The sequence below is a fragment of the Paenibacillus sp. WLX1005 genome, assembly GCF_046603685.1.
GTDB lineage: Bacteria > Bacillota > Bacilli > Paenibacillales > Paenibacillaceae > Saccharibacillus.
Genome location: NZ_CP176756.1, coordinates 3,326,242 through 3,350,971, shown reverse-complemented (window position 1 = coordinate 3,350,971; position 24,730 = coordinate 3,326,242). Strand labels below are relative to the sequence as shown.

General features: G+C 46.6%; 21 protein-coding genes and 1 pseudogene. 12 read left to right on the top strand and 10 right to left on the bottom strand.

What is annotated here, in order from left to right:
- The first annotated feature begins 36 nt into the window (after positions 1-36).
- The 3 genes from ACE3MZ_RS14260 (at position 37) to ACE3MZ_RS14250 (ending at position 2,772) form a co-directional block, all read left to right on the top strand.
- Positions 37-534, top strand: a complete 498-nt coding sequence (locus tag ACE3MZ_RS14260; RefSeq protein WP_411342823.1) for an NADAR family protein — start codon at positions 37-39, stop codon at positions 532-534.
- Positions 535-770: 236 nt separating this feature from the next.
- Positions 771-1,637, top strand: coding sequence for a TIGR02452 family protein (locus tag ACE3MZ_RS14255; RefSeq protein ID WP_411346797.1), 867 nt, complete (start codon positions 771-773; stop codon positions 1,635-1,637).
- Between the two features lie 307 nt (positions 1,638-1,944).
- A complete protein-coding gene (locus ACE3MZ_RS14250; RefSeq protein WP_411342822.1) occupies positions 1,945-2,772 on the top strand; it encodes a helix-turn-helix domain-containing protein in 828 nt (275 codons plus the stop codon).
- Between the two features lie 253 nt (positions 2,773-3,025).
- Here the strand turns inward: ACE3MZ_RS14250 and ACE3MZ_RS14245 are convergent, their stop codons facing one another.
- Positions 3,026-4,531 carry an APC family permease gene (locus ACE3MZ_RS14245; RefSeq protein ID WP_411342821.1) on the bottom strand — a complete coding sequence of 502 codons (1,506 nt, stop codon included), beginning with the start codon at positions 4,529-4,531 and terminating at the stop codon, positions 3,026-3,028.
- Positions 4,532-4,755: 224 nt separating this feature from the next.
- On the opposite strand from ACE3MZ_RS14245, the gene ACE3MZ_RS14240 reads away from it, so the two are divergent.
- The 3 genes and pseudogenes from ACE3MZ_RS14240 to ACE3MZ_RS14230 form a co-directional block, all read left to right on the top strand.
- Positions 4,756-6,687 (top strand): primary-amine oxidase, encoded by a 1,932-nt coding sequence (locus ACE3MZ_RS14240; RefSeq protein ID WP_411342820.1) that lies wholly within the window; start codon positions 4,756-4,758, stop codon positions 6,685-6,687.
- 16 nt (positions 6,688-6,703) lie between these two features.
- Entirely contained in the window at positions 6,704-7,195 is a 492-nt protein-coding gene (locus tag ACE3MZ_RS14235) for a hypothetical protein (protein ID WP_411342819.1), read from the top strand.
- A gap of 830 nt (positions 7,196-8,025) precedes the next feature.
- Positions 8,026-8,139, top strand: a pseudogene (locus tag ACE3MZ_RS14230) (excalibur calcium-binding domain-containing protein); the annotation flags it as partial.
- Positions 8,140-8,260: 121 nt separating this feature from the next.
- On the opposite strand, the gene ACE3MZ_RS14225 reads toward ACE3MZ_RS14230, so the two are convergent.
- Both ACE3MZ_RS14225 and ACE3MZ_RS14220 read right to left on the bottom strand, forming a co-directional pair.
- Positions 8,261-9,661 (bottom strand): ATP-binding protein, encoded by a 1,401-nt coding sequence (locus ACE3MZ_RS14225; protein WP_411342818.1) that lies wholly within the window; start codon positions 9,659-9,661, stop codon positions 8,261-8,263.
- Positions 9,646-10,329, bottom strand: a complete 684-nt coding sequence (locus tag ACE3MZ_RS14220) for a response regulator transcription factor (RefSeq protein WP_411342817.1) — start codon at positions 10,327-10,329, stop codon at positions 9,646-9,648. Before ACE3MZ_RS14220 ends, ACE3MZ_RS14225 begins: the two co-directional genes overlap by 16 nt.
- A 284-nt stretch (positions 10,330-10,613) precedes the next feature.
- Between ACE3MZ_RS14220 and ACE3MZ_RS14215 the strand changes: the two genes are divergently transcribed.
- The 4 genes from ACE3MZ_RS14215 (at position 10,614) to ACE3MZ_RS14200 (ending at position 16,205) form a co-directional block, all read left to right on the top strand.
- Complete coding sequence (locus ACE3MZ_RS14215) at positions 10,614-11,324, top strand: YceI family protein (RefSeq protein WP_411342816.1); 711 nt, start codon at positions 10,614-10,616, stop codon at positions 11,322-11,324.
- Positions 11,325-11,902: 578 nt separating this feature from the next.
- On the top strand, positions 11,903-14,116 hold the full coding sequence (locus tag ACE3MZ_RS14210; protein ID WP_411342815.1) for a bifunctional alpha,alpha-trehalose-phosphate synthase (UDP-forming)/trehalose-phosphatase: 2,214 nt from the start codon (positions 11,903-11,905) through the stop codon (positions 14,114-14,116).
- Positions 14,117-14,437: 321 nt separating this feature from the next.
- Positions 14,438-15,736, top strand: coding sequence for a galactokinase (locus ACE3MZ_RS14205; RefSeq protein ID WP_411342814.1), 1,299 nt, complete (start codon positions 14,438-14,440; stop codon positions 15,734-15,736).
- A 343-nt stretch (positions 15,737-16,079) separates the two neighbouring features.
- The gene (locus tag ACE3MZ_RS14200; protein ID WP_411342813.1) at positions 16,080-16,205 is read left to right on the top strand and encodes a hypothetical protein; all 126 of its coding nucleotides are present in this window, start codon (positions 16,080-16,082) and stop codon (positions 16,203-16,205) included.
- Positions 16,206-16,230: 25 nt separating this feature from the next.
- On the opposite strand, the gene ACE3MZ_RS14195 is transcribed toward ACE3MZ_RS14200, so the two are convergent.
- The 3 genes from ACE3MZ_RS14195 to ACE3MZ_RS14185 all read right to left on the bottom strand — a co-directional run bounded on the left by ACE3MZ_RS14195 (position 16,231) and on the right by ACE3MZ_RS14185 (position 19,259).
- Positions 16,231-17,385, bottom strand: a complete 1,155-nt coding sequence (locus ACE3MZ_RS14195) for an epoxide hydrolase family protein (RefSeq protein WP_411342812.1) — start codon at positions 17,383-17,385, stop codon at positions 16,231-16,233.
- Positions 17,386-17,678: 293 nt separating this feature from the next.
- On the bottom strand, positions 17,679-18,245 hold the full coding sequence (locus ACE3MZ_RS14190; RefSeq protein WP_411346796.1) for an O-acetyl-ADP-ribose deacetylase: 567 nt from the start codon (positions 18,243-18,245) through the stop codon (positions 17,679-17,681).
- A gap of 39 nt (positions 18,246-18,284) precedes the next feature.
- Positions 18,285-19,259 carry an aldo/keto reductase family protein gene (locus ACE3MZ_RS14185; RefSeq protein ID WP_411342811.1) on the bottom strand — a complete coding sequence of 325 codons (975 nt, stop codon included), beginning with the start codon at positions 19,257-19,259 and terminating at the stop codon, positions 18,285-18,287.
- A gap of 380 nt (positions 19,260-19,639) precedes the next feature.
- Between ACE3MZ_RS14185 and ACE3MZ_RS14180 the strand changes: the two genes are divergently transcribed.
- Together ACE3MZ_RS14180 and ACE3MZ_RS14175 are read left to right on the top strand one after the other, a co-directional pair.
- Positions 19,640-20,386, top strand: coding sequence for an alpha/beta hydrolase (locus ACE3MZ_RS14180; protein ID WP_411342810.1), 747 nt, complete (start codon positions 19,640-19,642; stop codon positions 20,384-20,386).
- Positions 20,387-20,661: 275 nt separating this feature from the next.
- On the top strand, positions 20,662-20,832 hold the full coding sequence (locus ACE3MZ_RS14175; protein ID WP_411342809.1) for a hypothetical protein: 171 nt from the start codon (positions 20,662-20,664) through the stop codon (positions 20,830-20,832).
- Positions 20,833-20,854: 22 nt separating this feature from the next.
- Here the strand turns inward: ACE3MZ_RS14175 and ACE3MZ_RS14170 are convergent, their stop codons facing one another.
- From ACE3MZ_RS14170 to ACE3MZ_RS14155, 4 genes are all read right to left on the bottom strand, one after another.
- Entirely contained in the window at positions 20,855-21,361 is a 507-nt protein-coding gene (locus ACE3MZ_RS14170; RefSeq protein ID WP_411342808.1) for a DedA family protein, read from the bottom strand.
- Positions 21,362-21,367: 6 nt separating this feature from the next.
- Positions 21,368-21,895 (bottom strand): CDP-diacylglycerol--serine O-phosphatidyltransferase, encoded by a 528-nt coding sequence (pssA, locus tag ACE3MZ_RS14165; protein WP_411342807.1) that lies wholly within the window; start codon positions 21,893-21,895, stop codon positions 21,368-21,370.
- Positions 21,896-21,979: 84 nt separating this feature from the next.
- Entirely contained in the window at positions 21,980-22,654 is a 675-nt protein-coding gene (locus tag ACE3MZ_RS14160) for a response regulator transcription factor (protein ID WP_411342806.1), read from the bottom strand.
- Positions 22,655-22,656: 2 nt separating this feature from the next.
- Positions 22,657-24,477 carry a sensor histidine kinase gene (locus tag ACE3MZ_RS14155; protein WP_411342805.1) on the bottom strand — a complete coding sequence of 607 codons (1,821 nt, stop codon included), beginning with the start codon at positions 24,475-24,477 and terminating at the stop codon, positions 22,657-22,659.
- Between the last annotated feature and the right edge of the window lie 253 nt (positions 24,478-24,730).

Here is a 24,730-nt window from a genome sequence, read left to right as displayed (position 1 = left end):
TGCTCTGCCTCTATTCCTAATGAAAGGAGAAAAATAATGAGTTCCAAATCTAAAGAGACATTCACTTTGTTCTATCATACGGAATCGCCGTTCTCGCAATGGCATCCGGCTGAATTTACGATCGACGGGAATCATTTTCACAGTGCCGAGCAGTATATGATGTACGGAAAGGCAATGCTATTTGAAGATGAGCAAACGGCGCAGCGCATTTTGCGAGCGAAGCATCCCCGTGAGCAGAAGCAGCTGGGACGCGAAGTACAACATTTTAATAAGAAGCACTGGCAGCAGCATGCGCGAGATATTGTATATAAGGGGAATGAAGCTAAGTTTACGCAAAATCCCGATTTGCTGTTTGCGCTACTATCTACAGCTGGTACGACACTCGTTGAAGCTAGCCCAAGCGATACAATCTGGGGCGTAGGATTGGAAGCAGACAATCCACTAATCCTGAACCGTAACACATGGAAAGGCACCAATTGGCTTGGCGAGGTACTAACTTCGCTGCGCGATACGTTATTAAAAGAACAACAGTAACTTAAATCTAGAATGTATACAGAGCTATAGGACAGATACAGACTGTAGGATGTATATCGAAATGAGGAAAGAATATGAGTAGCAACAACAATCATTCATCCCCATCTATGTCCAAATGGGAACGATCCAATCATGACAAACGACAAGCTCGTTTATATCGACAGGAATCAGATCTTCAGCAAGTGACAACATCTAACAATACAATACAGCATCCAAAGGACAAAAAGAACGCAAACATGCGGAATATCCGCTTACAATGGGCACAGCAAACGCTGGATATTTTGGACAAAGGACAGTACACGTCGCCTGATGGACAACAGCATCATATTGCTGATGCTATCGCCCATTCGGTAAAAGATGCTGTATTGTATGCTCCTGATCGTCTTCCTGACGTGAAGCAGTCAGTGCAGCAGCAAATTGCACAATTGCAAGCATCAACCACGACGGGCAATGGATTTGCCACAATAGAATGTACCAACGAATCCACCTTGCAGGCAGCGGAACGATTCGTGAAGGAACAGCATAAGCGGCAGGTGCTGGCATTGAATTTTGCTTCGGCACGGAATCCGGGTGGCGGGTTTCTCGGCGGCAGTCAGGCGCAGGAAGAAAGTCTGGCACGTTCTTCGTCACTTTACCCCTCCATCGTACAAATGGAAGCGATGTACACCTATAATCGCCGTGAGAAAAGCTGTATGTATTCGCATTATATGATCTATTCCCCGGATGTAGTCGTATTCCGCGAAGATGATGGTTGCTTGCGCAATGATCCGTATACGGTATCCATAATCACGTCACCAGCGGTCAATGCCGGTATTGTACGCGAGCGCGAAGCGCACAAGGTTGCGCAGATTGAAATCATCATGAAGGAGCGTATTCGTTATATTTTGGCTGTAGCCGCGGAGCAAGGAGAGCGTCATCTGGTGCTGGGCGCATTTGGCTGTGGTGTATTTCGTAACGATCCGTCCGAAGTAGCACGCTGGTTCCGTGAGATTTTGCTGGATGAGCAGTATGCGGTACTGTTTGAGCATATTACGTTTGCAGTGCTGGATCGTTCGCGCAATGGCGATGTAATTCGTGCGTTTCGTAAGGTGTGGTCGTGCTGAATGAGCATAGAGAAGAGGAATGTAGTACAGAAGCTTGCAGATTGTATGTATATCGCTCTGGGACAGACAATATCGCTGCTAGGATAGCGATGGGATTGTTTGTTTCAGAGCTTTTTGTATTGCATTTCAACGTTTGGCTACAAGAACGCAGAGAGGTACATATCAATCTATGGAAATGTCATTGTAAAAATCGGAACTTGAACCTATTCAAATTTTAATTATAATATACGTAATATATGTGATAAATATCATAACAGAGAATCGGGTTTATTTTTAAATAAGGCTGGGATAAAAGGAGGTTGTGTCAATGGTTGGTACATCGGTAACTCATCCATCCCTTATCATGCCGATTCAATTCGGTTTTCAACTGGAAACCAAATTTTATATGGAAGATAATATGACGCAAAAACCAGATCAGCCGGTGCTGTATTATGAATTTACGAGCGGTGAACAGACAGAATGTATTCATGTTGTGCCGGATGGGTGTGTGGATGTGTTATTTTATTGTGATGCTGTGCAACCACATGCTGAGATTTGTGGAAGTGTGTTAGCGGCGAAGGTGATGCGGTTTCAGCCGGGCGCGCGTTATTTTGGCGTTCGCTTTTTGCCGGGACATGGGATTGGTGTGATTCCGCTCAAGGACTGGATTGAGCAGCGGGTAACATTGCAGGATGTGTTTGCACTACCGGACGAGTACATGCAGCGGATCTTTGAGGCGCAGGATTTTCACGAACGGGTGCAATGGTTTGCTGCGCTCTTTTTACCGCTAATGACGACGGAGCAGTTGCCAGAGTTGGTGCAGTATTGTTTGGATGAGATTACAGGTTATCGCGGTAATATTACGGTGAACGATCTATCGGTGCATACCGGGTATTCAACACGATATTTGCGTAAAAAGTTTGAGGATTGTGTTGGATTCTCGCCCAAGCTTTTTGCCCAGACGGTTCGCTTCCAGCACGCTCTGCATATGATTATGAAAAATGATGTCGATCTGCTCGATATTGTGCATGAGCAAGGATATTATGATCATTCGCATTTTGTGAATAATTTTAAAAAGTTTAGCCATCTGTCACCGCATCAGCTACGTTTGGAATGGAGTCAGCGTAAATTGGTGACGGAGCTGGAGTTATTGTGACGAAGCTTTGTTACATTGGGCCATCCAATATGTAAAGTTCTTATAAGTAAAGCTTCGATACACAAATCTCTAATACGCAAAGCTAAAGCCCAGCAATACTGTTCAGAATCGAAATGAACAGCATTGCTGGGTTTTTGTCATACATACAGAAGTGTTGTGATTCATAGAGAAGGGTAGAATTAGAATACAAAAGGTGCCACATAGATATTGTGGCACCTTTTGTGCAATGCTTGGTCCTAGCTTGTGCTGGATGTCAAACGCTGGAGCTAGCAGCTTCACTTTCTGCTTCGGCAATGGATTCGCCCGCTTGTTCATAAACCGATGGTCGATACAGCTTGAGCCAGATGCCGATGCAGACACCGACAACAGCTACAAGTGCAAGTGTAAATTCCATGAGCAACGGTACAGAGGATGCGCTTGTACCGACGAGTGATGGGAAATTGATGATCGTAATCAGCGTGGCAGCGAGTAGACCGAAGGCGGACAGGAGCGGAGCGATTTTACTATGCCAGAGACGTCGATCGGTGCCCGTGCGAATGAAGAATGATAAAATCGCAAAACCAACAACTGTATATAGACAGAGCAGACCGAGACTCGCCATCGCAGATAAATAAGCAAACGTTTGTAAAAAAGGGTCCCAGCCAGCTGCAATAGTCAATCCGATAAAGATCAACGACAATATGCTCAGCAGCAAGCCAGCGATATGTGGAGATCGATGATGAGTATGCAAACGGGAGAGCGCAGCAGGCAGAATACCAGAGCGTCCCATTGAAAACAAATAACGTGCAATAACATTATGATACGCAATCAGCCCGGCAAAGGCGCTAGTCACGAACAAGGAGCGCAGTACCCATACCGACCAGTTGCCTAGATGACTTGCCGCCAGATCGGTAAACAGACTGGCAGGATCAAGTCCCTGTGTCAGAATTGTATTCACCTTGTTCATAACGCCAGTTTCGCCCCAACCAATCACAATACTATAGCTGATAAAGGCGTACAGCAATCCGAGGATGCCAACCGCTGTATACGTAGCAACCGGGATCGTGCGATTCGGATTTTTGGCTTCTTCTCCATAGATGACAGTAGCTTCAAACCCGATAAAGGCACCCATGCAATACATAATTGCAATACCAGGCGAGCCACCAAACAAGACATCCATCTGGAATGGTGCTGCCGTGTAGCCTTCCGCCGTGCCCGTTGTTAGTGCAGCAACAGCGATGATCAGCAGTATGATCACTTCCATAATCATGCACACCCCAAGTAGCTTCGCCCCCACATCGACACGTCGATATCCAAGAACACCTACGATCACGCAACAGAGGATCGAGTATACCCACCATGGCAGATGAATACCGACTTCCATCAATAATGAGTTAAATGCGTTACCGACCAGACCGTATAACGCCAGCAACAATGCACAATATGATACAATCGCCAGCAGACTGGCACTAATGCCGGAGACTTTACCAAGCCCTTTGGATACATAGGCGTAAAAAGCACCTGTATTACGCACATGACGGCTCATTGATGTATACCCGACCGCGAATAGCATCCATAGAATTAGCGCCAATACATAAATGCCCGGTGCACCAACCCCGTTACCTAGCCCCATTGAAAAAGTAAGTGTACCCATCAATGCCATCAACGGTGCAGCAGCCGAAATAACGAAAAACACCAGACCCGGCACGCCCAACGCATCCGGCATAAGCGATGCTTGCTGCCGTGGATGTGGTTGTACATTAGATGTTGTTTGATCCATATTCATTCCCCCTTAAATGGATTGCATGTATTCCTTGTCTTATTATGTACATCTCCTCTCATCGTTGATTGTAAAAAGCGGAATATATGTTAACTTACCTTACGCAAAAGAGATGTTTTTTTCTGTTGATCCCATTTTTACAATACATAACTAGATAGATTTCGATATGATTTCAACACAAGAAGTCATAAAAGTTGACTTTAACTATGAAGGAGGACATCATCATGTCGATTCAATTAGAAACAGTCACTCATCCACTGGAGCCGCTCACGGCGCTTGAACTGGAACAAACGATTGCGATTTTGCGAAAAGAAAAGGAGCTGGACGAGCATTATCGCTTTGCCAGTGTGAATTTGTATGAGCCTCCCAAAGCACAAGTATTGCAATACAAAGCCGGTGATCTGTTAGAGCGCGAAGCGTTTTGCATCGTATTGAACAATCGCGATGGGCAGACCTACGAAGCAGTCGTGTCGGTAACTGGTGGGCACATCGTTTCGTGGAAGCATATTCCGGGTGTACAGCCGTCCATTATGGCGGATGAGTTTATGGAGTGTCAGAACGTAGTGAAAAGCAATCCCGATATGATCGCTGCTCTTGAGCGTCGCGGACTGACAGATATGGACAAAATTATGGTGGATCCGTGGTCGGCGGGAAACTTTGGACATGAGGAAGAAGAAGGGCGACGTATCGTGCGGGCGCTGAGCTATTATCGTACATCTGAGTTTGATAATCTGTATGCTCGTCCGATCTCCGGGCTGTATGCGCTAGTCGATCTGAATCATATGGAAGTGATGAAGGTGGTTGACCGCGAGATTGTGCCATTGCCTCCGCTGGATGGCAATTATACGGCTGATGCGGTCGGACCACTGCGCAGTGATATACGTCCACTTGATATTGTGCAGCCGCAGGGACCCAGCTTTACAGTGCAAGGACATGAGATATGCTGGCAAAAGTGGAAAGTCCGCTTTGGCTTTACTTCGCGCGAAGGACTAGTACTGCATACGGTCAGCTACAATGATCAGGGACGAGAGCGTCCGATTCTGTATCGTGCGTCTTTATCGGAAATGGTCGTGCCATATGGCGATCCGACCGAGCCAGTCAATCGCAACAATGCCTTTGATGCTGGTGAATACGGGATCGGGATGCTTGCCAATCCGCTGGAGCTGGGCTGTGACTGTCTGGGCGAGATTCGTTATTTTGACGCTCATTTCTCCGATAGTCAGGGCAATATTATTCAAATTAACAATGCGGTCTGTCTGCATGAAGAAGATTTTGGTATCGGTTGGAAGCATACGGACTGGCGTACCGGCCATGTGGAGGTGCGTCGTTCGCGCCGATTGGTATTGTCCAGCATCTCCACTGTCGGCAACTATGAATACGGATTTTTCTGGTACTTTTATCAGGACGGTTCGATTCAATTTGAAGTGAAGCTGACGGGTATTCTGCATACAGAAGCGATTCAGCCGGATACACGTTATCCGTACGGCAATCTGATTGCACCACAGCTATTCGCCGCACATCATCAGCATTTCTTCAATGTGCGTATGGATCTGATGATTGATGGCACAAACAATTCCGTGTGCGAAGTCAATACCGTTTCGATGGAAAAAGGTCCCGACAATCCGTACAGCAATGGCTTCTATCCAGTAACAACTACGTTCCGCAAAGAGTCGGAAGCAATTCGTGACCTCGACCTGCGAACTGCGCGCTACTGGAAATTTATCAATCCGACTATGAAAAATGCGCTTGGTGATCCGGTCGGTTACAAGCTATTTGCCGGGGAGAATGCGTATCCGTATGCGCATGACGATTCACCGCTAATGAAACGTGCCGGATTTCTGAAGCATCATTTGTATGTGACTCCGTTTGACCCGGAAGAACGTTATGCTTCTGGCAGCTATCCGAATCAGCATGCAGGCGGTGACGGGCTGCAATACTGGGCGGAAGCGGATCGGGATATTGAGAACACGGACGTGGTGGTCTGGTACAACATGGGGCATCATCATATTACGCGTCCAGAGGACTGGCCCGTGATGCCGACAGCGTATATCAGTTTTATGCTGAAACCGACCGGATTCTTCGATCGTAGTCCAGCACTGGATGTGCCACCTTCGCCATCGAAGGCGCACGGTCACTGTCAGCATCATAACCATTGATGAAGGAGGAAGCCTGATGGAGAAAACAACGGTCTGGTCTGTGCATGGCAGTGCTGTATCTGATGTGACTCGCAGCAAGTCAATGTCTACCCTGCCAATGCTCTCTTCGTTATTGCCAGCTGTAGTGATTGTATTGCTGCATGTCATTCATATGTTAATTGTGCCTGCACTGGCATCGTCGATGGTGATGATGGAACAGGGCAGTATAGAGATGAACGGAAGTGGAATGAGCATGGATGGCATGAGTGGAATGAATCATACGCATAGTATGGATCATAGCGGGATGAGCCATATGGGTGATGGTAGTACGGGCAGCGCAATCCCATGGATGGAAATTGTGATGGGAGCGATCTGGATCATTTCTATTGTCAGCATCGTGCAGGCGGGATACCAGCTGTGGACAATGTTGCGTAGCAAACAAGCGGCAAAGATGAATTATGTTTGCGCAGGATTTTCGCTCATTTCACTAGGTGTGGCGGTGTATAGCATTGTAGTGATGATAGGATAAATGATGCCATAGTGGTAATGAGAACAATGGGATGGAAGCTGAGACGTTCATTCATATCGTGTTAGGTAGCTGTCATTTGCATGTTGAGTATGATGGAATGGATGGTACGAATTTCATGTGAATGGCGGTGGGTTGAATAGCATTGATACTGAGAAGCTAACCTATATCGTAATGGATAAAACTTTGTCATATGAAATGATACATCGCGCGATATTCTATAGAGAATGAATCGCTCTAATGTATCGCCAGAGTGAGCACTCCGTGTTCCAAGTTCGGTGATTGCCGAGCGGGAATATGGAGTGTTTGCTGTTCCGATCACTTTGTTGCTCGCTTTGTTTTGTACGATAAAAGGTTGAAGCAACAAGGATTACGTTATCTGGATTGCAATACCATTCGATTTCTTTAAATGACTAATTTTAATGATTATTTCAACACATGAAAAATTCATAATAGTGATAAAAATACACGTTACTTAGCTACTATTCCTCCTCCCATCCTGCTGATATTTTCTTGTTCATTTTCACCTAAGCCTCGTTCAAAACTACAATATACAAATCAAATCTTATTTTGAAAAAAAGGTAAAATAAAACATAATTATGTGATAGAATACACAGGAACACATAACTAACTGATTCACCTAAAGAGAAAAAGGCGTTATCGATCACAACATCATACAGACAAAGGGGTTACTACAAATGAATCACATGAAAAAGTTGTTCGCAGGCATTGTTACCGCAGCACTCATCGCTGGAACGGGCGTCGCTGTATCGTCTACCGCTCAAGCGCAACCTTCGCAGCAGGTATCTGGCTTCACTAACGTGAAAGGTGTCTTTTACAAAAACTGTACTGCTGTACGTAAAGCAGGCAAAGCTCCATTGTACAAAGGTCAACCGGGATACCGTCTGAAATTGGATCGTGACAAAGACGGCATCGCTTGCGAATAAATATGTATTGTATATAACAAAAGCTCCAGCAGAGAGGAAGATACCTCATTCTGCTGGAGCTTTTGCATTGTTACATAAACTCATCTTTTGCATGATTGCATAGACTTATTCTGTTATAGGCTCATCGTGGCAATTCCAATGCAAAGGTACTGCCTGCTGGTGAACTGCGGCGTAGTAGTAGTTCGCCGCCTTGTGCGCGTGCAAGCAATTGGCTGTATGTCAGACCGAGACCCAGACCGCGTACGCTGCGCTTTTTCTTTTCCCCACGGTAAAATCGTTCGAAAATATGATATTGATCTTCCGGTGCTACCCCGGAGCCGTTGTCTGTTACTTCCACTTGCAATAGATCGTTATCGGCAAACATACGAATCGTGAAGCGGATGCAGCTAGACTGATCGGCAGCCTGCAAGCCATTGTTCAGCAGATTGACGATAATTTGCTGAATACGTAGCGAATCGCCAGTAGTGTACATCGGCTCTGTCGGCAGATCTAGCTGAATATCGATCTCGTGCATTTCATGTGTCAGTTTCCATTGATGAGCAACTTCGCGGATTAGCAATTGCAGATCCAATTTATCGCGGCGCACCTCGACACTGCCGGAGGCGAAGGCATTATAATCGAGCAGATCGGCAACCATGCGCTCCATACGATCGGATTCTTTGAGTGCAATGTCGAGAAACTCGTGCGCTTCCTCGCCAGATACGACATCATCGCGTACTGCCATCATCAGACCTTTGATCGACGTGACGGGCGTTTTCAACTCATGTGTGACACCAGCGAGCGAGAGGGCACGCCATTCTTCCAGATGTTTAAGACGCTGCGCCATTTCTTCAAAGGAAGAGACGAGCTCCTGAATCTCTTTTTCCCGTGTATGAATGTTTAGCTTGACGTCGTAATTGCCTGCACAAATCTGCTGTGCAGCTTCAGCGACTCCACTTAATGGACGTGCCAGCTTGCGCGAGAGCAGATAGATGGTGAGCCAGCCTGCTAGAATGAGCATACCGAGCAGCACGAAAATGAATGTCAGCTCTTTGGGACTGTAAGTTAGCGATTTTTTGGATTGTAAAATGCTAACCTGACCAATCTGCTGATTGCTGCTATTGTCAATCGGTGTGTTGATCGCCATAAAGCGCTCATCGCGTGCCTGACTGAGATCGTCTGACAGTTTGTTATACATTTGCTTCTCGGTAATCGCTGGACGCGAGAACATCAGATTGCCCTGCTTGTCGGTAATGATCAGACAAGTGCCATCGTCGATATTAAAGAAACGCAGTCGATTTTTGATAATATAATCCAGATTGGGCGGAACGTTGATCTCGCCTGACGATGTAGTCACGCGGTCAGCAACCTCCTGACCGAGCAGCCCAGCCGTCCGAATCCGGTTATCCATCGTCGTATCGCGTACCCAATAGATAGCGGCAAGCGCGATAATCCCGAATCCGATACACAGAATGATAAAGTAGCGGATCGTCCAGTAGGACAGCATCGAGACGGTTCGTTTCGGTTTTACTCGCTGATCCAAAATTGATACCCCATTCCTCGTAACGTACGAATCTCGCCCACATCAGAAGACCAGTTACAGAGCAGCTGGCGTAATCGTTTGACCGACAGATCGACGGCACGATCACTACCTTCGTAATCCATGCCCCACACCTGTTCAATCAGATGATCGCGTGTAAACGTACGGTTCGGATATTCAGACAGAAATAACAGCAGTGACAGATCGCGCGGACTAAGACCAACCTCAGCACCGTTCAGATAGACGCATTTGGCAGCATAATCAATAACGAGATTGCCAAAATGACGCTTGCTGTTGCGATCATTCACATACGGTCGGCGACGCAATACCGCATTGATCCGCGCAACTACCTCTTCCGGCATAAACGGCTTGGTCATATAATCATCGGCACCACCGTCCAAACCGCTGAGGCGATCTTCGATGCCATCGCGGGCGGTAAGCATAATGACCGGGCATGCGCCTTGTTCGCGAATGAGCTGCAACAGTTCCCAACCATCCATGCCAGGGAGCATCACATCCAATACGACGAGTGCAGGTTGGTGCTGCTTGAATAATTCCAGTGCGGTAATACCGTCGGCAGCGTGAATGACCTCAAAGCTTGCCTTTTTTAAATAAGCGGATAAGACGCGGGCAATTCCCGGCTCGTCTTCGACAATCAAAATCAGATTCATCTATTCAGCGACTCCTTGCCGGAGTAACGAAAAGCTCTCCGGTAATATGACCTGTGTTAGCAGATGAAGATACAACATGCTATATGTTCATCAGCTTGCTTCTATTGTACAGGCACAACAAATCCAGCGGCAATATAAACCGTGGATTGATTGCATTATATAGCAGGAAAACCAAACAATCTACTATGTAAAAAAAATAAAAAAAATCATTCATTTGGACATGTTCTCGACATATTGACTTTGTATACTGTGCATATCAAAGAAATCAAAGGAGAGAATCACACATGAATAAAAAGACGAGGAACTGGTTAATCGCCATTGCAGTCATTGTTGTTATCGCAGGAGTAGGAGGCTACACCTTCCTGAAAAGTTACATGGGTAACAATGTAGCGATCGAAAGTGTCGTACCAACAGAAAGTACATCAGCAGAAGGATCAACATCTGCAACGACAGGAGAGAGCGTAACCGGCAGCGAGCTGAATGGGAACTGGGCGATCAATGAGTCCACGTCCAAAGTATACTTCTCTGTAACGACTTCGCAAGAGACAGTTAACTTTGTAGATAACAAAGTAAGTGGCGCATGGAACGTGAATGTGGACGATACATCTCAGATGACAGGTGAAGGTCAGATCGACATGAGCGCGATCGATTCTGGTAACTCTCAACGTGACGGTCACGTACAAGAAGCAGACTTCTTCGATGTGAGCCAATTCCCGAACGCAACGTTCAAAGCAACTTCATTTGAAAATGTACCGACTGAATGGGCATCCGGTGCAACCAACGAATTCAAAATGACCGGTACACTGACAGTAAAAGGTGTAGAAAAAGAAGCGACATTTGATATGAAAGGTGTATATCAAGACGGTCAACTGCTGCTGTCCGGTACAACGACTGTTACATTTGCCGACTTCGGTATGACGAACCCGCACTCTGTTGTAATGAGTACAGAGAACGACATCAATGTTCAACTGGAACTGGTACTGGATAAGCAGTAAGATTGCACCGAGTAAGTAGAAAAAGCTGCATTCGGTAGAAAGAACTGTAATCCAGCGCATCACCCCATATATTATGAATTATCGTATGTATCGAATAAGTATATGTATAATAGAAGCAAGCCGGATAACGAACGCTATCGTTATCCGGCTTGTTTTGATTATGATACTTACTTTAGGCAGCGGAACCATACAGTCGATGGATGCAGGCGAGAAGGACGGTATACGAGCACCAATAACGTTCAAACCGTTCAACAATACACCACACAGATGTAGTTAATATGAGAATATTCATCATTGTTTTCTTACGGTCTATAGTCAAAATATCGATACAATCCTATTTTTAATATACATATGCCTGGTAGCTAATTTGGGCGAAAAGCCTTGTTAAATCAACATTCATATCAGTTACACAATAAGGTTACTACATAGTAAATGTGTCGAAATCCGAAAAAAGGGGTAATTCCGGTATGACCCATCAGCGCATCGGTTGTTTTAAAATCAAGCTGATTTGCAGGATCTTTCATTCACGTTCTCATACACATGCAAATTATACTTTGTTGATTAGGAGAGGGGATTCAATGAGCAAAATTATTTTCGTATCTAACCGTTTACCTGTAACTGTGAAAAAAAACGAGTCCGAACTTCAATACAGCAAAAGTATCGGTGGTCTCGCTACCGGTTTGAAAAGTTATCATGAGCAGGGCGACACCGTTTGGGCCGGCTGGCCGGGTATTGCGAGCGACAACCTGAATGAAGACGAACAGAAGGAGATCAACCAGGAGCTTCAGGATCAATATAACTGTTTGCCTATCTTCTTATCAGATGATGAGATTGAACAGTATTATGAAGGCTTTTGTAATGAAACGATCTGGCCGCTGTTCCACTATTTTACAAATATGACTGAATATAATGAAGAGACGTGGGAAGCGTACAAGCGCGTGAACCAGAAATTCTTCGATTCGATCGACGATATTATTGAGCCGAATGATACGATCTGGATTCACGATTATCAGCTGATGCTGTTGCCGCAGTTGATTCGTGAGAAGTACCCGGATACGCAGATTGGATTCTTCCTGCATATTCCGTTTCCTTCCTTTGAAATCTATCGCCTGCTGATCTGGCGTGAAGAGATTTTGCGCGGCTTACTTGGCGCCAATCTGATCGGCTTCCATACTTACGATTATGTGCGCCACTTCTTGAGCAGCGTACGCCGCCTGCTGGGCAAAGAACATAACCTGTACAAAATCAATTACGAAACGTATTCCGTGCAAGTCGAAGCATTTCCAATGGGAATCGATTACGATTTCTTCGCCAAATCGTCTGGTACAGACAATCTGTCCAACGAAGCACGCGATTTTATCGAAAGCACGAAAACGGTACAAAATATCATTTCCGTCGACCGTCTGGATTATACAAAAGGACTGCCTGAGCGCATCAAAGCGTTCCGTCAATTCCTGCAAAAATATCCAGAGTACCATGAAAAGGTACGTCTCAATCTGATCGTCGCTCCATCACGCGTTGGCGTAGAAGCGTACGACGAATTGAAAAATGAGATCGAAGGTCTGGTCAGCTCCGTCAATGGTGAATTCGGTACACTGAGCTGGATGCCAGTCTGGTTCTTCTTCCGTACATTCAGTCAGGAAGACCTGATTGCCTTTTACCGGAATAGCGATGTGTTGCTCGTTACGCCACTGCGCGACGGCATGAACCTCGTTGCCAAGGAGTATATCGCCGCACGTAGCGATTACAAAGGTATGCTGGTAATGAGTGAAACAGCCGGTGCTGCAAGTGAGCTGGGCGAAGCGGTAATCGTAAACGCTAACGACTATGGCGCAATCGCAGCTGGTATCAAAACCGCGCTGGATATGCCAGACCATGAGAAAATCGAGCGCAACAAAATGCTGCACCGCCGGATTTCGCGTTACAACGTGAAGTTCTGGGCAGACGAGTTCCTCGAAGCTCTCAAAAATACAGCAGAATCTCAAGTGGAGACGAAAGACGTTGTCGATATTCGTTCCGAGCCATCCGCTGTAGAAAAAGCATACAAGGAATCACAAAAGCGAGTCCTGTTCCTCGATTATGACGGTACACTGGTTGGCTTCAAACCGACGCCGGATCAGGCGAAACCGGATGAAGAGCTGCGTACCATTCTGACCGAGTTGTGTGAAGATCCAAACAATACCGTCGTGATCATTACCGGTCGTGACCGCGATGTAATGCAGAACTGGCTAGGCGATCTCGATCTGTATATTATCGCTTCGCATGGTCTGTGGCTGCGCGAACCGGGCGGCGAGTGGAAGATGACGATGAGTGTGGACAACGATTGGAAAGAATCGGTGCGTCACGTACTCGAAATGTACACCGACCGCACACCGGGTTCTCTGATTGAAGAAAAAGAATACTCTCTTGCATGGCACTACAGACAAAGTGAGCCAGAAATGGCAGAGCTGAAACGCAACGAATTGCGTGAAGCGCTCATTTCCATTACTCAGTCGATGAGCCTTGGTATTCTCGAAGGCAACAAAGTGCTGGAGATCAAGGACACTCGTATGAATAAAGGTCATGGCGCGCATCAGATGCTGCAAGGCAAAGACTATGACTTTATCTTCGGCGTAGGAGACGATCATACGGATGAGGATCTGTTTACCGAAATGCCCAAAGATTCGTTCTCGATCAAAGTCGGTGCAGGTCATACTAGCGCCAACTATCGTCTGAAATCATTCCGCAACATTCGTCAGCTACTCAAACGATTTATCGAATTGAGTCGCAAAGAGACAAACGCAGGCAAATAAGCGGAGTATAGGTGCCGCTTGTGGTTAGTACAATAGTTTTATGAATATACAGCTTGTTGATAGAGATAAGATGAGTTGTATCATTTCAATAGCATATCGTTGATCGTACAATTCAGCAGAAGTTGCCCTTATGGCGCTTCTGCTTTTTTGTGATAACAAGACCGCATATTAGCAAGACCGTAACATGATGGACAAACGGTTATAATCCTGCCGTAAATATTCGTATTTTATCCTTTCCGTATGAAGCAAGTCGCGCTATGATAGAAGATGTGAATGCAATTATTGAAGCGTATACATACACGCGGGCAGGGGGAAATGAAGATGAGTATTTTGACATCCAAAGCGGCAGATTATGTACAGCAACAGCCGGTACAGCATTTGCTGGTGAAGTTATATGGGGAAGAAGAGCTGTCGGAGCAGACGAAGCGCTATGAGCAGCTGTTGGAGCAGTTCGGGCAGCATTTTGGCGAGCAGCAGGTTCAGCTGTTCAGCGCATCTGGACGAGTCGAGATTGGTGGTAATCATACCGACCATAACCACGGTAAAGTGCTGGCAGGCAGCATCCATTTGGATACGATTGCTGCGGCAGCGTCGACCGAGCAACAGGAAATCGTATTCGTATCGGAAGGATACGAAGGCGAGTTTCGGGTGAATCTGAATGATCTGAGTTCCGTAGAAAATGAAAACGCTACAATCCTTCTCGTCAAAGGCATCGTGGATGGCTTTGTGCAACAAGGGTACAAAGTAGGCGGATTCCGTGCGTATATTACGACTAACGTGCTGTCGGCTTCAGGTCTAAGCTCGTCCGCTTCGTTTGAAATGCTGATCGGTGCGATTCTGAATACGCTATACAATGATGGCAAGCTGGATGCAGTCGCATTATCCAAGATCGGACGTTATGCCGAAAATCGGTACTGGAACAAGCCGTCTGGTCTGCTGGATCAGATGTCCTGTGCATACGGTGGACTGGTAGCGATTGATTTTGCTGATCCGCAACAGCCGGTAATTGAAGCGGTGCCGTATGATTTTTATGAAAAAGGCTATTCACTGCTGATCGTGAGCACTGGCGGCAACCATGCCGATCTGACGGAAGATTATGCAAGTGTGCCAAACGAGATGTTTGCGGTAGCGAAGCAGTTAGGTGCGGAAGTATGTCGCGATATTACGCTGGAGCAAGTATATGCCAATCTGCCAGCGCTACGTGAGCAGGCGGGTGATCGTGCAGTACTGCGCGCGATGCACTTCTTGGAGGAGAATGAACGTGTCGATCAGCAAGTGGAAGCGTTGCGCCGTGATGATGTCGAAGGCTTCCTGAAGCTGTTGACTTCATCTGGTAACTCGTCTTGGAAATGGCTGCAAAACTGCTATCGTGACTCAGATCATCATGATCAAAGCGTAGCGGTGGCACTGGCAATTACAGAAGTATTCCTGCAACGTATCGGCGACGGCGCATGTCGTCTGCATGGCGGTGGATTCGCCGGTGTTATTCTGGCGGCAGTACCGAATGAACATGCAGCAGCATATGAGCAGACGATCAAGGATACGCTGGGTACTTCCATTTTCCGGGTACGTGTGCGTGATCATGGAGCGTTTTGTCTGAATGATCTGTTGGAAGGTTGAGTAGCTACAGTACTTTGCTATTGCGATATAGTCGATACTAGCTAGTGATATAGGTGTAGGATCATAGGGCAGGATTATATGCAGATGTGTGAGGTGCGTGTAGAAAGCGGTTGTATGATCTAAGAGCGTTTGTATGATCTAAGAACATTTGCATGATATGAGTGTGTACAGTTCCTTTTCCTATATCGTTAGCTGTATTATTATGTAATGTTATTATCGCCGCGCAGTATATTCTAAGTACGCATATGCAAAGCTGCATATAAAATAAAAAACCACATGTTGTTATGAGAGACAGTTATTCGCGATCTAACATATCCTGAACCTTTGCAGGTGAAAGATAATATTGATCACGACAACTGTTTCAAATACATCATGTGGTTTTGCTTTTAGTGAAAGTGAAAGTGAAAGTGAAAGTGAAAGTGAAAGTGAAAGTGAAAGTGAAAGTGAAAGTGAAAGTTGGAACGAATAATATAGCTTGAGCGTGGCGGATATAGTTATATTTTCAACGTATCATATACAAAATTCCGCACCTGCTCTGCAAATACCTGTGGCTGTTCCAAGGCGGCGAAGTGTCCGCCATGCTCCAATTGTTCCCAACGAACGATAGGAAATGCACGTTCCGCCCAGCTACGCGGTGGCGACAGCAATTCCTTGGGAAAAGCAGATACGCCAGTCGGCACGGTCAATTTCTCGCCTGTAGCAAACGTTAGCGGAACCTTGGTGCCTTCTGCATAGATACGCATGGAGGATGCGATGGTATTAGTAAACCAGTAGATGGAAATATTGGTCAGCAGAGTATCCAGCGACACAGCATCTTCCAGATTACCATCGTGATCCGTCCAGCTATAAAATTTCTCGCCCAACCATGCAGCCAGCCCAATCGGTGAATCGCTAAGTGCAAAAGCAATAGTCTCGGGCTTGGTGCGATGGAGTGCAGCGTAGGCACCTTCGCGCATCATGAATTGCTGTGCTTCTTCCAAATAGCGCTGCTCTGCCACTGTCAGCGGCGGATCATTATCTCCGAGTGGTGGCTGATAACTAGTCGGGATAAAGTTCAGATGCAATCCATGCACCCGCTCTGGATACAGCAACGATATCCAAGTCGATACCATCGCGCCAATATCACCGCCCTGAACTACATAGCGCTCATAACCAAGCTGCTCCATCAACTGCGCCCACAAGTGGGCAACTTTCTGCGCGTGCGTACCGGATTCGTTCGGCACACTAGAGAAGCCAAAGCCCGGTAACGACGGAATGATCACATCAAACGCCTGATCTGCCGTACCACCATGCTGTGAAGGCTGAGTCAAATATGGAATCAAAACAACATGTTCAATAAACGAACCCGGCCATCCGTGTGTAATCAGCAGCGGAGTAGCATCATCTCGCTCACCCTTAATATGCAGAAAATGAATAGCAAAGCTGTCGATCTGGGCGATGTATTGCGGAAATTGATTTAGAAATTGTTCCTGTTTGCGCCAATCATATTCCTGTTGCCAGTACGTGATGAGTTTTTGAATAAACGTCTGATCCGCCCCTAGCTTCCAAGGCTCGTCCGTTTGCGGACTTGGCAATTTTGCCTGTTCTAGTCGCTGCTTCAGATCGTCCAATTGCTGTTGAGGGATGGAAATTTGAAATGGTTGGATCATCGACTACACACTCCTTTGATTGTAGACATATGGAAATGAACAATATGAAGCGCTCATTGCTTGTTACAAAATACTTCTTGTATACAACTATACCCATAATTTAGATGGATATATTCGCGTCCAAAGTTTGATTCAGCTCTAAGAAGAATCGGTATACATATTTAGTATTTAATATCATCCATGTATTTAAAAAGGAGATCATCCGATTACCGGATAATCTCCTTCTGTGTATTCACACTCACTATTATAATACTCATGAGTTTCATTCACTTTGTTCTTGCAAACATGTACATTTATTTCGACTCGTTAGACTCGTCATTCAATGAATGCAATTGCTGCTCATACAGCGCCAAATTGTCATGATCAAAGCAAACAAAACGGATATGAGTCACGGTACCATTGCCAGTTTCCGCGTATTGCTGAATGACTTTTACGGCGATTGCAGCGGCTTCTGGTTTGGGATAACCGTAGATGCCTGTGCTGATGTTGGGAAACGAGATGCTGTTCAGTTCATATTCATCCGCTAGTTGCAGAGAGTGGATGTAGCAGTTGCGCAGCAAGTCTGGTTCTAGCTGATTGCCCCCGTTCCAAACCGGACCGACCGTATGAATCACATGCTGTGACGGCAAATCGCCTGCGGTGGTGATTACCGCTTCACCAGTCGGACAGCCACCCTGACGGTCGCGAATACGGTAACAATCTTCTAAAATCGCTGCACCACCTGCACGATGAATCGCGCCGTCCACACCGCCACCACCAAGCAGACTAGAGTTGGCGGCATTCACGATAGCGTCAACCGCTTCACGCGTAATATCGCCCTGTACCGCTTCAATCGTTACACCGTTTAAGACAAGCTTCATCATGTCATCTCCTTTCCGTGCCGCTCACTTGACTGTCAGTTAGCGCATCGGTGCGAAATCGCTGATCTTCTCCATGATGCTATCGATCTGTTCTAGCGTTTCCGTGTTCAATGTTATATTTACCGCTTCTACATTTTCATGAATCTGCTGCGGTTTGCTAGCGCCAATAATAGCAGAGCTGACGCCCGGTTGACGAAGAACCCATGCCAGCGCAAGTTGCGACAGTGTCATATCCATATTGGCAGCCAGATCGTTCAGCTCTGCCACGACGCCAAGCACATCGTCACGGAAATAACTGCGAATGACTTGATTGACCGAATCGTCCGCTGCACGCGTGCCAGAGGCAGGTGCTTGACCCGGCTTGTATTTACCAGTCAATACGCCTTGCGCCAGTGGAGAGAAGACGACTTGACCTAGACCATATTGCTGTGATACCGGCAACACTTCCTGCTCGATATAACGTTCAAACAGATTGTAGATCGGCTGATTCGCTGCTAATGGGCGCAGACGCAACCGCTCCCCGATCGCAGCAGCTTCGGTAATCTGAGCAGCTGACCATTCGCTGACAGCCGCATACAGAATTTTACCCTGTGCAGTCAGATCGTCGAGTGCGCGTAGCGTTTCTTCGGTCGGTGTCTCTTGATCAAAGCGGTGACAGAAATAAATATCGATATAGTCCGTGCCCAGTCGCTTCAGACTGGCTTCACATTGCTCGATAATATGTTTGCGTGACAGTCCACGATCATTCGGTCCATCGCCCATCGGGAAAAAGACCTTCGTACTCAGCACATAGCTGGCACGCTCATAACTTGCTAGCGCGGCACCAATTGCTTTTTCGCCTTCACCACGATTGTAAGCGTTTGCCGTATCGAAAAAATTAATTCCCGTTTCAAACGCAGTGCGAATACACAGATCGGCTGCCTGTTGTTCAGCGGCTGTACCGTAAGTCAACCAGCTGCCCAGCGAGATTTCACTAACTTTCAAACCCGTATTGCCCAGATTGCGGTATTTCATCAACACTCACACTCCTTGATATGTAGATAGATGAGGCGGCATCTTGCATACAAGCCGCCTTAGCCATCATCCGCCAAAACGTTCGTTTCGTCAATGGTCGGCGGAACTATTCCCGTTCTGGATTGGATATGCTTATATCCATTTTATGCTGTAATCAACGAGTCATCAAAATAAGCAATCCTATCCAGTTCGCAGGGAAAGGGATTCATCCAATATCACCCTAGTTCAGACCGCTGGGCGCAGTTGGATCAATTATGGTATTCTTGGTGATGGCGTTACTAGTTGCGTGAGGGTTCAATAAGCATACTTTGACAGGCAATATAGCTAGTCGATATTCTAAATGAATAGAGAAAAGTAAAACGGAAGTGGAGAGATTCGAGATGAAGATGGTTGCACCGGAGTCATTTACGTATACTGGCGATCAACGAGCGGTCTTGCTGCTGCACGGATATACCGGCAGCACGATGCATGTACGCCGATTGGGTCGTTATTTGCATGAAAAAGGGTACACCTGTCATGCACCACTATTTGCTGGACATGGCGGCGCACCGGAGCAATTGCTGCATACACGTCCTGCCGCATGGTGGCAAAGTGTGGTCGATGGCTACGATCTGCTTATTAGTCAGGGGTATGAGGAAATCGCAGTTGCTGGCGTATCACTGGGTGGTGTATTCACATTGCGAACGGGCACTTTATTTCCAGTGAAGGCAGTTGTATCGATGAGTGCACCGGTGCAGGAGAAGGATACCGCTGATATTTTGCACCGGGTATTGAGCTATGCGCGCTGGTACGAATCCCTGCAAACGAAGGACGAGAGTGCGATTGCTGCACGTCTTGAACAGCTGGCAACAGAGCCGCTGACTCATCTGGAGCAACTGCGTCAGTTGATCAGCTCGACAGCAGGACGACTGGCACGTATTAGCGCACCGGCGCTCATTATGCAGGGCGAGCAGGATGACGAGTTGTATCAGCAAAGTGCGAAGGAGATTTATGAGAAGATCGGTTCGGCGCAAAAGGAGTTAAAATGGTATCCGCGTTCCGGGCATATTTTGCCGATGGATGTAGAGCAGGAGCAGGTATTTGCTGATATTGCCGAATTTTTGGATAGGCTGGATTGGCAAGCATAGAAGAAGTAGTAATGACACTAGAGGCAGTAAAAGCAAAAGCGACAATAGATACAGTGGAAGCAATAAGGGCAGTAGGGGTAGCAAAGGGTGATATTGTCATAACAAGCTGTTCCATGCCTTGCGCAATATTGCGCAGATGCGCCAGTTCGGCAAGGCAAATAGATAGTAAGATATCCGCTGCGTTTTAAGCTTTCTTTCAGCCGATCTACATCTGTTGTTCATATTATAGGTCTATACTGGGATTACCACAGATCATGAGAACTGGAGTGATCCCCATGGACGCTTATTTTTTACAAGAATTGCATTTGATCAATCATAATGATGAATGGCGCTACAAACTGATGATGCAGGGAATCCGGCGAACACTCGCTCTACGCAAAGCGGAAGGATCATTCAAACGTCATTTACGTCGCAAAAAAAAATATACCGTCGGCAGCTGGCATTAATGCACGCTGTCCGGCGGTATATTTACATTCGCGGGGGATGATGAAGAAAATGGGCTCCAGCAAAGTAGCCGATGGAGACGAAGATGACTGTCCAGATCACGGCACCTGCCATACAGATCAATACATACTGACGAAAAGGCATAGCGCTAATACCGGAAATATAACCAGCGGCATGACGCACACCAGGGATAAAATAGGAGAATAACACCGTCCAGCGACCGTACCGCTGAAACCAGTGCCTTACACGATCATACCGTTTCGGTGTTAATCCGATCCATTTGCCATAGCGCAGCAGAATCGCCAGCCCAAGCTTACGACCGACCCAATAGCTGATCGTCATACCACCGACCGAGCCGATAAAGCTGAAGATCAATACGAGTGGAAAATGAAGCACCTTGGTAGAAGCGAGATAGCCGACCAGAATCATCAGCATCTCGTCCGGTATAGGCAGTCCCACAATACCTAGCGCGAGCAGGGCGGAGATTGCGATATATCCGTATCTGCCAATATATTCAACAGCATATTCCAACGTGCATCACTTCCTGACCATGCGATTTTTGAAGGATGGAAACGGAACCCGGCTGATCATCAACAGAGATAGCACAATCATCAGAATGACGATAAATACGGGACGCAGCATATTGTCAGTCAGCGAAACGAGCGATAACAGCGTACCTGCCGCCGTAATTGGCATACCGGTAAAGCCATCATTGGAGCCGGAAATATTGAACCGTGCCAGACGTAGCGCACCGCAGATAATGAATAACACCGCTGCTACCGAAGCCGGTCCATGCGAGCCGTCCAGCTGGTCGAATAGTACGAGAAACGCCGGAGCCGCCCCGAATGAGATGAGATCTGCTAACGAATCCAACTGCTTGCCAAATTCGCTTGGACAATTCAGCAGACGTGCAATCAAACCATCCAATACGTCAAAGATTGCAGCAGCCAGAATCATTAGCAGCGCGATCCTGTAATGTCCCTGAATCGTCAGCAACAGCGAGGTCGCGCCGGCTGCCAGATTCAGAACCGTAAATAAAGAGGGGATAAAGTTCCATTTGATCATAAAATATGTCCTTTCCCGACGTTGACGTCGCAGATCCATGATGGGAATGTTGTCTCTATACTAGTTATACGCGACAAGTGCTCATTACAGTTCAAATTGATAGCCGACACCGATCATCGTACGAATATGACCGGATTGTGTGCCTAACTTGGCACGCAGCTTTTTAATATGAGAATCGACAACACGAGATTCGCCTTCAAATTCTGCGCCCCACACTCGATCCAGAATCATATCGCGCGAGATGACGCGATGTTTGTTACGGATTAGCAATAATAGTAACTCATATTCCTTGGGAGTTAATTCAATCGGCAGACCATCCAGCTCCAGCCGCCGTGTCAATGTATTGAGCGCCGCTTTGCCGAACGTTAGACGGTAGCCTTGAGGCTCATAATTATCCATTACCCGTTTCATAAGAGAATTAGCCCGTGCCAGCAGTACTTTTGGACTGAAGGGCTTGGTAACGTAGTCATCTGCACCCAGCTCAAAGCCCTGAACTTTGTCGTGATCCCCAGAGCGCGCCGTCAGCAAAATGATCGGCACACCGGAGCATGCACGAATATGACGGCATACTTCGAAGCCATCCATATGCGGCATCATAATATCCAGAATGATCAGATCAGGGTGAACCGTATCAAATAAATCCAGCGCTTCCTCGCCATGTTCTGCCTCGACAATATTCCAGCCATCCCCGGCAAAATAATCAGCAATGACTTCACGGATACGCAATTCATCCTCTACCAGCAATACAGTTCCTGCCATCGTCATACTCCTTCTATCGTTTCGGTTGCTTGCGCAGATCGGTCGTCAAACATAATCGAAAAGCGTACACCATCTTCCAGATTGCTTACCGTGTACCGACAGCTATGCAGATCAAGAATCTGGCTTGCAATCGGCAATCCAAGTCCGGTACCGCCCTTGTTGCGGCTGCGTGGTACATTCTCTCCACGATAAAATCGTTCCCAGATTTGGTGCAACTGCTCATCCGTCAGGCGTAAGCCTTTGTTATCAACATGCAAGATGGTGGAATGCAGGTTACTCTCGATTTCAATCCGAATCAAGCTTTGCTCCTCGGCGTGGCGAATTGCATTAACGATCAGATTGCGCAGAACCTGCTCAATCCATTCGGGATCGGCATATACCGGACGCTCATTAATAGGGGTGATCATCATATTCAGCCCGCGTTCTTGCAGCGAATAGATCAGTTTGTCAGCGACCTTTTCAGACAGTTCACTCAGCATAAAAGAGCGGTAATGCAGTTGAATCGTTCCCGATTCAAGTCGTGCTAGATCCAGCATATCCTTGATCAGCATCTCCATCTTGTCAGCTTCTTCGACGATGACATTGACGTAATGCCCGGTTTTGCTCACATTTACGCCATCCTGCAATCCTTCGGCAAAGCTCTTGATAATGCTGAGCGGTGTCTTCAATTCATGCGAAGCGTTGGCGAAAAAGGCTTGTTGGATCTGCTCCAATCGCTGCTTACGCTCCATATCCTGCTGCAATTGCTGATTGGCGCCCTGCAATTCTTGCAATGCCTGATCCAGATTGTGAGACATCGTGTGCATGCTGCGTGCCAGCCCGCCCAGCTCATCCTGTTGACGCAGTGGTGGCGCAACATTGCGGAAGTCCAGCTTGACCATCCGTTTTGCCATTTCATTCAGTGCAATTAACGGACGCGTCACCATCCGTGAGAAGAATAGCGATAGAATTAGTAGCAGAACAAAGCCGCCAATACCGAGATACAGATAAAACCAGCGCAATGCTTCATTCGTATCGCTAATCTCCTGAATGGAGGTGAGCACAAACATGATTTGCAGCTTGCCGTTCTTTTCCAACGGGTGCATCGTAATCAGATTGTTGGCACCGCTCCATGAATCGCTCCAACCGTATTGCAGCTCCTGCATGTGTCGCAGTGTATCCTTTTGCACGGTGGATAACGGGAATTCCTCATAGATAGCTTGCATTAACAACCCTTGACTTAAACGCCAGCTAGTCATATCCGGCACGACCAGATCTTCCACGATTCCAGTTCGCTGAATCAGCGTACTATCCTGATTGTCTCCGATGGTCGGGATGCCGGTTTTGCGGATTTGCTCCGGTGTGAGCAGTGTATAGGGCTGATTACCTGATGGCTGCTGTATGGTGCCATAAATGGTCAGTTGATCGCCGGTTTTGATGCCTGCTCGTCGTAATTCGCCGCCATATGCGCTAATCATGAGCGATAACGGTACGAACAGTTCTTTGCCATCCTTTTGTTTTAATACCAGATGGTATGTTTCGTTAATGCTTAACTGGTACGTATCATTCAGCATAAAGCTACCATTTAGATCGACGATCGCCAGCTGACTTTTGTTACGTTCCATGAATCGAATCGCATTGCGCGCCAGCAGATGACTGTCCTGTGATTCGGTCACATAGCTGTCAGCGAGCTGCTGGACATTACGCTCGACCTGCTTCATTTTATACGTTTCGTAAAATTGATTGAAAAAGAGCAATTGGGATAGCATCACCATGCCGTAAAAGCAGGCAAATACAATCACCGTAATAATAAACAGCTTGAATGTAATCCCGCGATTTCTCATCTGGTCTCCTTTTATACAATCGACCGGAAATGTGTTCACAACCTCTGCATCATACCATAGCAGCAGGGCAGACAGGTGTCAGGTTTTTCACTTCTATTATTTGAAGAAACGTCCGATGTACACTGAAACAAAATTTTGTATTACGTGAAAAAGTGTCTAATGGAACGTGAAAAAAGATTCTCATACTGCTTAAACGAAAGTCGCATACTATGTGAAAAAGAATCTTGTACTATGCGTACAACAGTCTGGCAAA